The organism is Rhizobium sp. P38BS-XIX, from assembly GCF_012641435.1.
In the GTDB taxonomy this organism is placed as follows: domain Bacteria; phylum Pseudomonadota; class Alphaproteobacteria; order Rhizobiales; family Rhizobiaceae; genus Rhizobium.
In genome coordinates this window covers 89,691-103,030 of sequence record NZ_JABAIJ010000008.1, presented here as the reverse complement: position 1 = coordinate 103,030, position 13,340 = coordinate 89,691, and the positions used below count along the sequence as shown (strand labels likewise).

Genomic DNA, 13,340 nt, shown 5'->3' with positions numbered 1-13,340 from the left:
CGCCGGCAACCGAAGCCTGCCTCGGATGCTCTTGATGGGATACGAACCAAGGTTGCGCAGCCCAAGAGCCGATGCCATAGGACAGTGAAACTCGGGCAACTTATTTAAACGCATCCGCTGATCGCATCGCCTCTTCCGCGGGTCAGAACCAGGGTGGGATACACATACGGGCCTGAGCGAACGGGGCGGGCCCAATGATCACGTTCCGCCCTTTCTGAACCTGGAAAACGAGATGCGCCTGGCTGATCGAAAGATCCGTGGTGTCGTCGGGATAGGCAAGGCCGACCTGACCATCATTGCCGAAATGATAGGCACCGTTCACCCCTCTGCTGATCGATGAACGAATCCCGGTCAAAACCTCTTTGAATATGCGAGGATGGCCCGTTCTCATCCACGCTCCGACGAGGAGGTTGACTCTGTCATAGGCTAGCCCTGCCTGTGAGCTGCCCGGCATGACGTCGAACTGGGTCTGGTATCGATCACGGAAAGCCCCGCCGATCCGATCCGAATAAAGGCCGCTCGTCGTTGCCCAGACAATCCCTTCGCTCGACTCGCCGAGTTCCTGGCGAAACTGCGGAACCGATGGCGCGTAGATGTTGTATATGATCGCGGGTAATGGCGACCTGACGAAAGCGCGCTGAAACGCAATCGCATCCTCCACGAAGAAGGAGGAAACGACGATTATGGAAGGCGCAAGCCGATGAAGCGCCTCGATAGCCTTCGACCAGCTATCCGGGGCGTCGTGGGCGACATCAACGACGTCGACCTGCCATCCATTCCGTGCAAGCCCTGCTTCGATACGATCGATCCCGATGTCGATCATCCGTGAGGTGGGCTGCACTATGGCGAGGCGCCTTCCCCGAGCGCACAGGCTCGTGCCGTGTTGCATTTGGCGAACAAACCGAACAAGACCAAGGCCATAGTTGATATCGCTCGCGCATGTTTGAAAAATATTGCGAAGGCGAGGCCCGCTGTCGCGCACACGCTCCACCGCGCTCCCCATCGTCGCCGCATGAAGATATGGCAGGCGGGCCTCTCCCACCACATCGTGAACTGCTGGCGAATAGCAGGCATAACCCGCACTGATTGCATCAACCTCGGCTTCGATCAGCTTTACATAAGCCTCTCGAGCGCTCGTTTCGTTGCCGCTTTTGAAACCGACCGGTGCAATCATCACCGTTCGCCCAAGCACACCGCCACGCTGATTAATTTCCGAGATCGCAAGCTCGGATCCGTTGAGCAACTCGATTGAATCGGCAGCACCTGGCCCCTCTTCCACATAGGGGATTCCGATCATTATCGGGCGTAGAACAGAGGTGCCGATCCGTTGGATATGCCGTTCTGGCTCTTTGGATATGGACAAACGGTCTGCGATTTGTTCGATCTCCGTTGCTCCAATCGTACGCCCGGCACATCCTCCTGGCGTCGGAAGGCGAAAGAGTCCCTTGTCGACCGCATAACTTGCCAGCGCGGTGCGGCTGAATAATTGAGTTTTGCCGAAGAGATTTTCGACGTGTTTTGCCACGGTCCGCATGCTGATCGCCAACCGTGCGGCAATATTCTCGTTGCTAAGGCCTCCGGCCAGCAGCGTCAGGATGTCGAGTTCGCGCATGGTCATGCCAAATGCGGGGTCGACCAGCTGCATCTGGACTGAGGAAAACTGCCGCCCATGCGCAACTGCGTTCCGATGAACAATCACGCGATACCATTTGCTCTCATGGCCGGCATAGCAAAAGGCCAGATGGTCTCGCTCTGAAAACAGCAATGCCTGTGCATAGCGCACGACAGGATCGAAGGCCTTGATATAGTCAGCACCTGTTCGATCCTCGAGCTCCTCTATCCTCCCGTCCTTATCGACGAGGCATCGCCATGTATCGCGAGATTTTAAGGCCTCCGCCATCATTCGACACCTGATCGGGAAAGATCTGGAACCCACGCCAGGAGTTTTCTCCTGCCGTGGGTCAATGTCAACCGCAGCCGTCCCGACCGCAGCTACCAGGCTGAGACGTTACTTGCCCGGCCACTGATAGTCTGCCGGCATCGGCGAAACGCCACGGGCATCGGGCAAAGCCATCCGCCGACGGTCCTCGTCGTCATCGACCCACGCGCGGGCGATCTCGTCGCAGGTGGCAAACCAGACGCCATCGTGGCCCTTGATATGTTCGATCAGCCGCTCAAGCATGATCATGTGATGGGCCTGACCGATGATCTGGGGATGCAGCGCCATAGCGTAGACGCCATCACTCTGATTGGCATAACCATAGTCGAAGATGTCTTTCCACCGGCGCAGAACGCTATCGGTGTCGGACATGCCCTCCTGATTGCCGGTGTAGGCGAGCGCTGGAAAATCATCGAGATACCAGCTTACCGGAATTTCGAGCACCTTGCTGGCAGGTCCGGCAACATTGCCTTTCTCCCAATTCACCTGCCATCGTTGCGGACGATAGGGCACCAGATCGCGGGCCATGAGGCTGCTATCGTAGAGGAAACCGGCCTCTTCGATCAGATCCAATGTGTTCTCGCTATAGTCCCAATAAGGCGAGCGATAGCCGCTCGGCCGGATGCCGAACTGCTTCTTGTATGTGGCGAAAGCCAGGTCCATCAGCCGACGTTCGGTGTCGCGGCTGATCAACGTTGGATTTTCGTGATAGTAGCCATGGTGGGCGATCTCGTGACCGTCTTCGAAGACCTTCTTGTTGATCTCCGGAAACGTGTCGACCGTGTGCGCCGGCGTAAAGAAGGTGGTGCGAATGCCGTGTTTCTTGAACAGGGCCAGCAGTCTCGGCGTGCCGACCTCCGCTCCGAACTCGCCACGCGACATGAAGGATGGTGTCGGGCGGTTGAAGCCCCCGAGCCACAGGGATTGGGCATCGAAGTCGACACCCAGATTGACGGCGATTTTTTTGCCCGCAGGCAGCTTTAAAGAACCCATGATCTCCTCCTATGTTGAAAGAGCCGATCTGCGCGATCAAAGCGCAGAAACAGGCTTTAGTGTTGTGGATGCAGATGAGACGGCCATGCCGCGTACAATCCAGCCTGACGTCGGCGGTCCTTGAATGTCGTGGCCGCACCTCGCTCACGGTTCTCATAAAGAAGATCGAGATTGACCTTGCCCGTCACCGTCATCTCGACGTTTGCCTTGGCCTCCGCGACAATTCCTGCCGGATTGTCCCAGGCGAGATCACATGGTCCCAGCACCGAGCTGCGAGCCCATCCGTTCGGTAGCGGTGCGCCAGGCTGCCCACCCAGGCAGGCATGGACGAGATAGACCTGGTTTTCGATGCATCGCGATTGGGCGCAATGGCGGACCCGCCAGAACCCCTGCTCGGTAAACGTGGCGGAGGGCGTGAGGATGATCTCTGCACCCTGTTCCGCCAATGTGGCTGCGCATTCGGGAATTTCCGCCTCATAGCAGATATTGAAACCTACCTTTGCAAAGGGTAGCTCATAGACCTGCATCTGGTTTCCTTCAGAGGTCGACCATTGCGCCTCCGCAGGGAAAATATGAGTCTTCGCATGGGCAAAAACTTCGTCGCCGGGACCGAAAATATAGCCGATATTTTCGAAACGATCGGCCGCGACCTTTTCCAGATGCGACCCGCCAACGATAAACTGGCCACGCTTTCTCGCCTCCTCTCGAAAAAGCGCCTTGTAGTCGTTGCTGAACTGATCGATCAGGACAAGTTCGGCGATCGGCCGGTTCCGCCATTGCGGAAGCGTCGTAAACAGTTCAATGGTAAAAAGCTCCGGAAACACGACAATGTCCGAGCCGCCGGCCTGATCCAACAGCCGCCGCACACGATTGGCGAGATCCTCGAAGCCGCCTATTTCCTGAACATGATATTGGCACGCCGAGATTGTAACTTCGCGTGGCATTAGTCTCCTCCTCATGAACTCACGCCACTTTCGGAACGTGATCGGCGCGATGAAGGGAAATGTACGTCCGTCAAGGAATGCGCCTCCATACGCGTTTATGCGTATGCCTCGATGTCGAGGAGCTATCCGGCTCGTGCAGCACGGCGGTCAGCAGATCGAGTTGCCGTTATAAAACGCCTGTAGACTTTTCTCTTATTTTAGTCTACAGATGTAGATATAATTCACAATCGAGATGACGGCCTTCGCCTGGGGCGGGGCCGCAGACTAATCCCAACCTGGAGATTTCCTATGAACGAACTTGTGCTCGTGACCGGCGGAACCGGCTTTATTGCCCAGCATTGCATGATCGCGCTATTCAGCGCCGGCTATCGGGTTCGTACGACCGTGCGCTCCCTGTCGCGTGAGGACGAAGTGCGCGCGCATTTGAAGATCGGTGGCGTGGAACCAGGCGATCGATTGTCTTTCGCTGTCACCAATCTCGATTCGGACGATGGCTGGGCAGCGGCCGCAGAGAGCTGCACCTATGCGTTTCACGGCGCCTCCCCGACGCCCTCGGGCGACCAGCAAAGCGAAGACGACTGGGTGAGGCCCGCAGTCGACGGAAATCTTCGGGTGCTGCGGGCCGCGCGCGATGCCAAGCTGAAGCGTGTCGTGCTGACCTCGGCATTTGGAGCCATCGGCGCCGGACAGAAGGCACTCGGCCGCGCCTTCGTCGAAACCGACTGGAGCGACCTGAACGGTGATATCGCTCCCTATCAGAAGTCAAAGACGCTCGCCGAACGGGCCTCCTGGGATTTCATCGCCAGCGAGGGGCGCGGCCTGGAGCTCGCATCGGTGAACCCGACCATGGTACTCGGACCGGCGCTCGGGCCTGACATTTCGCACTCGATCCGGACGATCAAGCAGATGCTCGACGGCCAGCCGGGTTATCCGCGGATCAAGACCTGCGTCGTCGACGTCCGTGACGTGGCCGATCTCCACGTCCGTGCGATGATCGATCCTGCCGCGAATGGAGAACGCTTCCTGGCAACGTCGGGCCAGAGCCTGTGGATGGTCGAGATCGCGGAGGTGCTGAAGCAGCGCCTGGGAGATCTCGCCAAGAACGTCTCGACGCAGGTTCTGCCCAACGAAGCTATCGAACAGGCGGCGCTCAACATACCGGCCATGAAGGCCCTCCTCCCCCTGCTCGATGTCGATTTGAACGCGAGCGGTGAAAAAGCGCAGCGTGTGCTGGGCTGGTCGCCGCGCTCGCGTGAGGATGCGATCTTGGCGAGCGCCGAAAGCCTCGTACGTCTCGGCATTGTCAAAGCTAACGACTAAACCCGTCACTTAAAACGGTGGGCGCCGGCGGTTTCGAAAACCGGCGGCGCCAACTGGGGTGAGACTGCGCAAGCAGGGCAGCTCCGAGTCGCGGACTAAACGACCAAATCGGATCGAGTCCTCAGGCACGTGTTTCCGAGAGGCTCACCTGCAGCCCATATTTTCTGCTTTCGCCCGGCGCCAGAATTTGCGCCCTGCCCTGCGCGTCCGCGCCATCGAATGCCGGCTCGATGCCAAGTGCAAAGAGGCCCGACTGGTAGGCGCGCCAGATGAACAGAGACGGAAGCTCGGCGCTGGAATAACGAAGCGTTGCCTTCAGACCCAGCATCTCGTTTACAATCGTCAGACCCGTTGTGCTTGGTAGAGCGTCGGATTTGAGGATATCGACCATCTCCCCGAAATCATCGGCCGGGCGCCGGTCGATTTCGTGAAACCGGCCGGCAAAATCCGCCGGCAACCCTTCGACCTTGGTCGCCTCGTCAAGAAAGGGATAGCCGAAGTTGATGTGGTAGAGGATGGCATGATCCGTCGGGCGAAAGCCGAGGTTGGTTATCGTATCGGCAATTTCTACGGTCGAGCCGAAGATCGGGGCGGTAAACCGCCGCCTGAGCTCCAGTGTTTCGCCGAATACGCCCGCCTGGCGAACGATACCTTCGCACCAGACGAAAGCGTTTTCGTCATCAACGCCATAGCCCGCAAGCCTGGCTTGCTCGCTAGCGATACGCCCGTGCAAAGGGCGGCGCACCGACTTTAAATGAGGATGGTTCAGCGACGAGATATCGGCGGTTGCCGGAGCGCCGAAATGATCGAGACCGCACGTAACCAGGAAGCCGTCGAAGTTGCGCAGAAACGCCCATCCATCTTCCGCGCTTGGCTCGATCGCCGGAAAGCGTGACTGGTTTGGCGAGTGAAAGCCGATACTGGTCCCTCGAAACGAGAGCTGCGAAAGATCAAAGCCTCGGTCGACGGCCACCTCGAAACAAAGGCCTGCCGCATTGCGGGCAACAAGCAGGCGCTGGCCCCTGCCGGGTCCATCTTCGAGCGTGACAAGCCTGATATCGGCAAGCCCCCGAAGATCAGGCGTCCGGCGTCTGATATCCGTCGTGATCATCGCAATCCTCCCCATCCAAACTGTCAGTGCCGTACCGGCCGGTCGATCATGAAGTTCACGAACACAGCCGCCAGAATGAGCGCGCCCTTGACGACCTGCTGCGCATAGGGATTGAAGCCCCAGAGCGTCATCGCGTTGATGAGAACCCCGAGAAAAAGTGAGCCGATGAACGCGCCCCACACGGATCCTCGCCCACCAAAGAGACTGACGCCACCGATGATCACTGCAGAGATGACCTCAAGCTCCAATCCGCGCGCGACGGTCGGATTGCCGCTGTTGATCAGCGACGAATAGATGATCCCACCGGCCGCGGCAAAACAGGCCGTCATCACGAGGCAGACGGTTTTCGTCAGGCCGACATTGATGCCCGAGAGGCGAGCGGCCTCGGCATTGCCGCCCACGGCATAGATCGACCGACCGAGGCTCGTAAAGTTCGCCATCAGGTATGTCACTGCGAAGGCCAGAAGCAGGAAGTAGACCGGCACTGGCACGCTGAAGAGCCGTCCGCTCCCGATGACGTAGTACCAGGACGGAAAGGATTCGATCGGCGTACCGTCGGTGATGAGATAGGCAAGTCCTGCAAGCGCTGCCATCATGGCAAGCGAGGAAATGAACGTCGGTACGGAATATCTCACGCGCAGAAAGCCGTTGAATATCCCGATCAGCGCCGCCATCCCGATGACGATCACCATGGAGAGGACGACCGGCAACAGCCCAGGCTCGACATCGCCACCGGAAAGCCAACGCACCAGCCAGGCGCACACGCAGCCCGCAAGAGCGACCATCGAGCCCACGGAGAGATCGATTTCACCGACGATAATCAAAAGCGCCATGCCGAAGGAAATCATTCCGGGCACCGCGATATTTCTCAGAATATTGAGCTGATTGTTGACCGTGAAGAAACCCTGCGCCGTATTGGCAACGGCGATATAAAGAACGATCAGGATCAACAGCATCGAGTTTCGGCGCAGAATGTCCACCACGCGGCTCGATAGGTCCGAAGTACCCATATTTGCGTCAGCAACTGATTTGATATCGGTCATGGCAGCACCTCAATTGGTCGTGGCGGTCATGCAGGCCGCGTAAAGTTGTTTCGGGTCGAGGTTCGAATTGATGAATTCGCCGGCAATGCGCCCTTCCCTCAGGATGAGGATGCGATCGCAGCATTCCACGAGGTCTTCGAGCTCCGTCGACACGACGATGCTGCTCAGCCCACGGTCGGCCTGTGCCCAGATGATTTCGTAGATCTGCCGCTTCGCCTGCACGTCGACACCCCTACCGGGCTCGTCGAAGAGCATGATGCGAGGCTTGTCGTTCAGCCAGTTGCCGACGACGACCTTCTGCTGATTGCCGCCCGAGAGGCTGGAAACCGGCGCCATTGGATCTCCGATCTTGATGGCAAGATCCTTGATCTGCTGCGCAACGAACGGCTTTTCGCGGCCAAGCGTGGCGATGCCACCGGGCGCGATGCGCGAGCGTGCCGCGAGGCAGAGATTGGCATGGCTGGACAGCATCTGGACGAGACCATCCACCTTGCGGTCCTCCGATGCATAGCCGACGCCGCGCTTCTTCATCTCGGCGAGCGTGACTTTCGGAACCTTCGCGCCGTCGATCTCAATGTCGCCAGCGTCCATCGGCCCGGCACCAAAGATAGCGCGCAGGATTTCCGTGCGGCCGGAGCCAAGCATTCCGGCGATGCCAAGCACCTCGCCATGCCGAAGCTCGAAGCTGACATCTTCGAGAAGCGTGCCGAGCTTCAGCCCCTTCACGCGAAGTGCAATCTTGCTCGCATCGATCTTGCGTTCCACCTTTTCCGCATGCGCGACCGGACCGAACATCATGTCGAGGATCACCTCGGACTTTGCTTCGGCGATGGGAACGGCACCGATGAACGTACCGTCGCGCAAGGCCACGACGGAATCGGCAATTTGCGCCAACTCGGCCAATCGGTGCGATATGTAAATGACGGTCACACCCTTCTCACGCAGCGTCTTCACCACATTGAAAAGCTGCTGGACTTCAGCCTGGGCCAGAGAGGCTGTCGGCTCGTCCAGCTGCAAGATGCGCGGGGACAGCGACATCGCCTTGACGATCTCGACAATCTGCTGCTTGCCGACGGACAGCGATGCAACGGGGGCGGAAGGATCGATGTTGCTGATCCCCATCTGGGCCAGAAGATCGGCTGCACGCCTTCGCAGACCACGCCAGTCGATCAATCCCGTGCCCCTTCGTTTCGGAAGACGGCCGAGGAAGATGTTTTCAGCCACGCTGAGCTGAGGAACCAGACTGAGTTCCTGATAGACCGTCACGATGCCTTCGGCCAAGGCCGCTGCCGGATCGTCAAACGACAGAGGCTTGTCTCCCAACATGATCTGGCCGGAGGTCGGCCTTGTCGCTCCCGAGAGCATCTTCACGAACGTACTCTTGCCCGATCCGTTCTTGCCGATCAGGGCATGGACCTTTCCGGCCTCGAAGCGGTGGGAAAAGTCCGTCAGCGCCTGGACGGAGCCATAGGTCTTCGTCAGATTTTGCAAATGAAGGTCAGCATTCGTCATGGGATGCCCTCGGGATTTCGCGTCGTCGATCAGCCGCGCAGGCTTTCGAGGAACTTCTTCACGGTCGCAGGATCGTTGCGATTGAGCGGAAGAGTCGGAACAACCGTCTCCTTCTCCACCTGCTGCTTGTTCAGGATCTTGAGGGCAGCATTCGCGCCATCGGCGCCCATCTGAACGGGCGACTGCGCGGTGACCGCCTGCAGCACATCATCGCTGGCAAGCAGACCCTTGCCGAGCTGTTCGGATCCATCGATGCCGAAGACGAAGACCTTGCCCGCCAGCCCTGCATTTCTGACGGCCTGCATCGCGCCGATCGTGCCGCCTTCATTGGCGGCATAGATCACGTTGATGTCCGGATGTGCGGTCAAGAGATCGGTCGCAACGGTCACCGCCCGCTCGGGAAGCCAGGCGTCCTGTTGTGCGACGAAATTGACCTGCGTTCCATTCGCAGCCGCGGTCTTGAAACCATCGACCCGCTCCTTGCTCTGCTCGGCGATCAGCCCGTCGAGAGCGAGGATTGCAACATTAGCCTTGCCGCCGAGCTTTTCCTTGATGAAGGCCGCAGCGGCTTCACCCGACGATTTGCCGAGATCGGCATTTGCTGTGCGGAAAGTCGCGTTCGGGATCGAATTATCCTTGAGGCCACCATTGAGCGCCACGACCGTAATGCCGGCCTCACGCGCCCGCTTCAGTGCCGCGGCCGAATTCGTGACCGAAAGCGGCGCGATGACGATGGCATCGACGCCACGCGAAATGTAGGTATCGATCGCCTGTGTTTCTTTCGTCTGGTCGCCGTCGATATTGACTTCGAGGACCTCGGCGCCAGCGGCAGTCGCCGCCTGGCGGATACCCTGCTGGAGCGATTTCATGAACTGGTCGCCCTGGAACACCACGCTTGCGATGACTGGCTTCTTGGCCGACTGGGCAAGAACCGACATAGGCGTCGCCACCAAGGCAGCCATCATCAGTCCGCCGGTTGCAAGCAGCATGCTGCGTTTTGTGATTTTCATCTGTTTTCCTCCGGTTATTGATCACGTGCCCGACGATGACCGAGTGACGTGCATGCGATCCTCTTCGCATGATGGGACCGGGACCGACGGTCCCGGATTGGTTTGCGCAAGACTATCGGCGGCACTCAGTAGTGCGCGGACAACTCGTGCCACAATGGATTGACGGACCGCTCGTCTTCCTCGATCGTCGAGAAGCGCCCGAGTTCCTCAAGAAAGTAATTGTCGGCGTGATCGTCGTTGACCTGGCTGACCTCCCAGGCGAGCACAGGGCCGTGGCCGGCTTCTCCATAGAAGCGATGATAGACGCCGCGTTCGACAGTGACGCTTTGCCCCGGCTTCAATCGCAGCGCTTCGCGCGGCGCCAGGCGGATCGCCTGACCATCGGAGCGAACTGTGACCGGGGCATCTTCGTCGGCGGCATCGAGGAACTCGATCATCAGGTTGCCGCCGGCACAATTGATGATGTCTTCGAGCTTGATCTTATGGAGATGGAAAGGCGTTTCCTGCCCTTCTTCGACGACCAGCATCTTCTCCGCATAGGGGCGCTCATCCGCCGCGCCCTGAATGCCGTTGCGCAGACAAAACAGCACCAGGCCACGCTCCGCGAAGTTGCCGGCGCCAAAATCGGTGATGTCCCATCCCATCTGGCGGTCGAACAGAAATTTCGCGACGTCGGGATTTTCGCGATACTCCGCTTCCGACCAGTCCGACCATGCCGGCAGGACCCTAAGATTGCGGCCCGCGATCTGCTTCGCCGATGCGATTTTCTGATTGATGGCTGAACGTCTCACCAGCGTATCCCTTCAACAAGGCCGCGGTGGAGCAGACACGACAGCAGGCACATAACCCCAGCGATCATTTCCGTCTCCTCCCGAAGCAATCCGATTGTGGGATCGTTCCCACATGAGCTCCCACTATGGGAACGATCCCATAACTGATGAAATCGCTTGCGCGTGTCAAGCGAAATATGGGATCGTTCCCACAGACTCATTCCACAATGCGCCATCTGGCGACGCCTGGGCGATACGAAGAAAGGATGTTTTTCGCTGAAAAAATAATATGATATCCAACCACGAAACGCGGCAATGAGCGCTGGGAAAAAATTTGAAGCAATGAGCGGCAATATCAAAAAAATCGCTGAACTGGCCCAGACATCGAAGTCGAGCGTTTCGCGCGTCATCAACAATAACGGCTATGTCAGCGCCGACGTGCGCGAACGCGTGGAAAAGGCAATCGCATCCATAAATTATCATCCCAATGCCGGCGCGCGGACGCTTCGAGGAAGCCCAAGCCGTCTTGTCGGTGTGCTGCTGCCGTCTCTCGACGTTCCGTTCTTTGGCATTCTCGCCCACAGTATCGAGCAGGCCTTCTTTGCCTTGGGCTATCAGACCTTCATTTGCAGTACGGCCGAAAGTCAGGACCGGGAGCAGGCCTATGTGGGGATGCTGCTTGCACAGCGGATCGACGGGGTCATCGTCGCCAGCTCACGCCAGGAAGTCGACCCGTTCACCCCGCTCAGGGACAGAAATATTCCGATGGTTGCGATCGACCGACCCATGCCCGGCCTCACCGACGTTTGTGTTCACGTCGACAACCATTATGGCGGAACGTTGCTTGCCAAGCATCTGATCGAGCTTGGCCATCGTGAGATCGCGATCATATCAACACCGAGACATTCCGAGCCGATGATCCAGCGGGTGAACGGCGCGTGCGCCGCCTTGGCTGAGCATGGCCTCAAGCCGGTGCAAATTGCATACGGCAATGAGCACAATCTGGGTGCAGGCCGACGCTTGGCGACGAAATTGCTCCAGAAAACGCCGCGTCCTACCGCAATCATAGGCACCAGCGACACCGCCGCGATAGGCGCCATGCATGCGGCGGTCGATCTTGGTATCAATGTACCCGGCGATCTCTCCATTGCGGGTTTCGACGATATTCCAGAAGCATCCTACGTTCTTCCCCGCCTGACGACCGTGTCGCAGCCGACGCGAAAGATTGGCGAGCGCGCCGTGCATCGTCTGCATCAAATGATGTCGGGCGAACTGGAACTTGCTGTGGAGGATAGACTTCCTCTGAAGCTCGTCGTCCGGCAATCGACCGCGAAGATATAAATCTGGCTTTTGCTTGCGTCTTGATGGCATTCATGGCGCACGGTAGGCGGTCTTCGCTCGGCAGCAAATGGGAAGACCGGGCACGTAAAATTCTCCCGTAGTCAGCGCACCTGCCATCTCGTGCGAAACAGACGTCAAACAAAGTTTCCGCTGCAGGCACCATGCAGGCGGCGCGTTGCCCTGCCCGTATCTGTCCATCTATCGTGAGTTTCACGACAGCAAATACAACGCATACTCATCGTAAGGCTACGATATTCCTGTCTATAAAACAGCGATGGCCCATTATTTGAGCACATCAATTGCTTGACACTTTTTTAGCCCCCTCCTATCATTTTTACCAAATGATCAAAAAACAGGGGAACTGCGAAATGACCAATGGAATCATCATGTCACGTCGTGCCGTCATCGCGTCGGGGATCGCGCTTGGCGTCAGTGCTCTGGCGCCCGCCGCCCGTGCCGCCGCGCCGCTCAAGGTTGCGGGCATTCACGCCTCGCCGGTCGAAAATGCCTGGAATTCCTGTCTTCACAAGGCGCTGCAGGACGCGGCCAAGGAAGGCGTTATCGAATACGTCTTTTCCGAAGGTGTGTCCGGCACCGACTATCCGCGCGCCATGCGTGAATACGCCGAACAGGGTAACAAGCTGATTATCGGCGAAGCCTATGCCGTGGAAAAGGAAGCGCGCCAGGTTGCCGCCGATTATCCGGATACGGCCTTTGTTCTTGGTTCCAGTGGCGAGGCGGCCGGCGACAATTTCGGCGTCTTCGGGACATGGAATTACGACGGTGCCTATCTTGCCGGCATGTTGGCGGGCAAGATGACGAAATCGAACGTCGTCGGCTCGGTCGGCGCCGTTCCGATCCCCGAAGTCAACATGCTGATCAATGCTTTCGCCGCAGGCGTCAAGGCGGTCAATCCCGATTGCAAGCATCTCGTCTCCTTCATCGGCACCTTCTTCGATCCTCCGAAGGCACGCGAAGCCGGCCTCGCCCAGATCGACGCCGGCGCCGACGTTCTCTTTGGCGAGCGCATCGGCACGGCGGACGCCGCCAAGGAGCGCCATATCAAGTCGGTGGGATCGCTGATCGATTATACGCCACGTTATCCCGACACCGTTTTCGCCAATGCCATGTGGTACTTCCGCCCCATTCTCAATGCCGCGATCGCCGATGTTGCCGCCGGCAAGCCGGTCGGCCGCAGCTACACGGCTTACGGCCTGCTGAAGGAAGGCGGCAGCGACATCGTCTACGTCAAGGGCGCAGCCCCGGCAGAGGCGGAAGCTGCGATGGAAAAGGTCCGTGCCGACATCAAGGCGGGCACCTTCGAAGTGCCGAAGGTCATGGATCAACCGAAGTAACT

Annotated in this window: 11 protein-coding genes; 3 read left to right on the top strand and 8 right to left on the bottom strand. The window is 58.5% G+C overall.

All coding sequences use genetic code 11. The features are described 5' to 3' along the window. Nucleotides 1-142: 142 nt before the first annotated feature. From HGP17_RS23975 to HGP17_RS23965, 3 genes are all read right to left on the bottom strand, one after another. Nucleotides 143-1,903 (bottom strand): ABC transporter substrate-binding protein, encoded by a 1,761-nt coding sequence (locus HGP17_RS23975; RefSeq protein WP_168812968.1) that lies wholly within the window; start codon nucleotides 1,901-1,903, stop codon nucleotides 143-145. Nucleotides 1,904-2,008: 105 nt separating this feature from the next. Beyond that, nucleotides 2,009-2,932 carry a polysaccharide deacetylase gene (locus HGP17_RS23970; protein ID WP_168812967.1) on the bottom strand — a complete coding sequence of 308 codons (924 nt, stop codon included), beginning with the start codon at nucleotides 2,930-2,932 and terminating at the stop codon, nucleotides 2,009-2,011. A gap of 56 nt (nucleotides 2,933-2,988) precedes the next feature. After that, nucleotides 2,989-3,876 (bottom strand): carbon-nitrogen hydrolase family protein, encoded by an 888-nt coding sequence (locus HGP17_RS23965; protein ID WP_168812966.1) that lies wholly within the window; start codon nucleotides 3,874-3,876, stop codon nucleotides 2,989-2,991. A gap of 288 nt (nucleotides 3,877-4,164) precedes the next feature. Here HGP17_RS23965 and HGP17_RS23960 point away from each other — a divergent pair, with 288 nt between their 5' ends. Next, complete coding sequence (locus HGP17_RS23960) at nucleotides 4,165-5,196, top strand: aldehyde reductase (RefSeq protein WP_168812965.1); 1,032 nt, start codon at nucleotides 4,165-4,167, stop codon at nucleotides 5,194-5,196. Nucleotides 5,197-5,317: 121 nt separating this feature from the next. On the opposite strand, the gene HGP17_RS23955 is transcribed toward HGP17_RS23960, so the two are convergent. From HGP17_RS23955 to HGP17_RS23935, 5 genes are all read right to left on the bottom strand, one after another. Then, a complete protein-coding gene (locus HGP17_RS23955) occupies nucleotides 5,318-6,307 on the bottom strand; it encodes an aldose 1-epimerase family protein (protein ID WP_205926104.1) in 990 nt (329 codons plus the stop codon). 23 nt (nucleotides 6,308-6,330) lie between these two features. Beyond that, the gene (locus tag HGP17_RS23950) at nucleotides 6,331-7,350 is read right to left on the bottom strand and encodes an ABC transporter permease (protein ID WP_168812964.1); all 1,020 of its coding nucleotides are present in this window, start codon (nucleotides 7,348-7,350) and stop codon (nucleotides 6,331-6,333) included. A gap of 9 nt (nucleotides 7,351-7,359) precedes the next feature. After that, nucleotides 7,360-8,862: a sugar ABC transporter ATP-binding protein gene (locus HGP17_RS23945; protein WP_168812963.1), complete on the bottom strand. Its 1,503-nt coding sequence runs from the start codon at nucleotides 8,860-8,862 to the stop codon at nucleotides 7,360-7,362. 29 nt (nucleotides 8,863-8,891) lie between these two features. Next, the gene (locus HGP17_RS23940) at nucleotides 8,892-9,872 is read right to left on the bottom strand and encodes a substrate-binding domain-containing protein (protein ID WP_168812962.1); all 981 of its coding nucleotides are present in this window, start codon (nucleotides 9,870-9,872) and stop codon (nucleotides 8,892-8,894) included. A gap of 125 nt (nucleotides 9,873-9,997) precedes the next feature. Then, on the bottom strand, nucleotides 9,998-10,663 hold the full coding sequence (locus tag HGP17_RS23935) for a D-lyxose/D-mannose family sugar isomerase (protein WP_168812961.1): 666 nt from the start codon (nucleotides 10,661-10,663) through the stop codon (nucleotides 9,998-10,000). A 321-nt stretch (nucleotides 10,664-10,984) separates the two neighbouring features. Here HGP17_RS23935 and HGP17_RS23930 point away from each other — a divergent pair, with 321 nt between their 5' ends. Next, the gene (locus HGP17_RS23930) at nucleotides 10,985-11,983 is read left to right on the top strand and encodes a LacI family DNA-binding transcriptional regulator (RefSeq protein WP_168812960.1); all 999 of its coding nucleotides are present in this window, start codon (nucleotides 10,985-10,987) and stop codon (nucleotides 11,981-11,983) included. Nucleotides 11,984-12,351: 368 nt separating this feature from the next. After that, a complete protein-coding gene (locus tag HGP17_RS23925; RefSeq protein WP_168812959.1) occupies nucleotides 12,352-13,338 on the top strand; it encodes a BMP family protein in 987 nt (328 codons plus the stop codon). Nucleotides 13,339-13,340 lie beyond the last annotated feature (2 nt).

Bases quoted from the DNA above. Each gene is read 5' to 3' on its own strand.
- HGP17_RS23955 (WP_205926104.1), bottom strand. From the start codon at position 6,307: ATGATCACGACGGATATCAGACGCCGGACGCCTGATCTTCGGGGGCTT.
- HGP17_RS23960 (WP_168812965.1), top strand. From the start codon at position 4,165: ATGAACGAACTTGTGCTCGTGACCGGCGGAACCGGCTTTATTGCCCAG.
- HGP17_RS23965 (WP_168812966.1), bottom strand. From the start codon at position 3,876: ATGCCACGCGAAGTTACAATCTCGGCGTGCCAATATCATGTTCAGGAA.
- HGP17_RS23925 (WP_168812959.1), top strand. From the start codon at position 12,352: ATGACCAATGGAATCATCATGTCACGTCGTGCCGTCATCGCGTCGGGG.
- HGP17_RS23970 (WP_168812967.1), bottom strand. From the start codon at position 2,932: ATGGGTTCTTTAAAGCTGCCTGCGGGCAAAAAAATCGCCGTCAATCTG.
- HGP17_RS23975 (WP_168812968.1), bottom strand. From the start codon at position 1,903: ATGATGGCGGAGGCCTTAAAATCTCGCGATACATGGCGATGCCTCGTC.
- HGP17_RS23945 (WP_168812963.1), bottom strand. From the start codon at position 8,862: ATGACGAATGCTGACCTTCATTTGCAAAATCTGACGAAGACCTATGGC.
- HGP17_RS23940 (WP_168812962.1), bottom strand. From the start codon at position 9,872: ATGAAAATCACAAAACGCAGCATGCTGCTTGCAACCGGCGGACTGATG.
- HGP17_RS23950 (WP_168812964.1), bottom strand. From the start codon at position 7,350: ATGACCGATATCAAATCAGTTGCTGACGCAAATATGGGTACTTCGGAC.
- HGP17_RS23930 (WP_168812960.1), top strand. From the start codon at position 10,985: ATGAGCGGCAATATCAAAAAAATCGCTGAACTGGCCCAGACATCGAAG.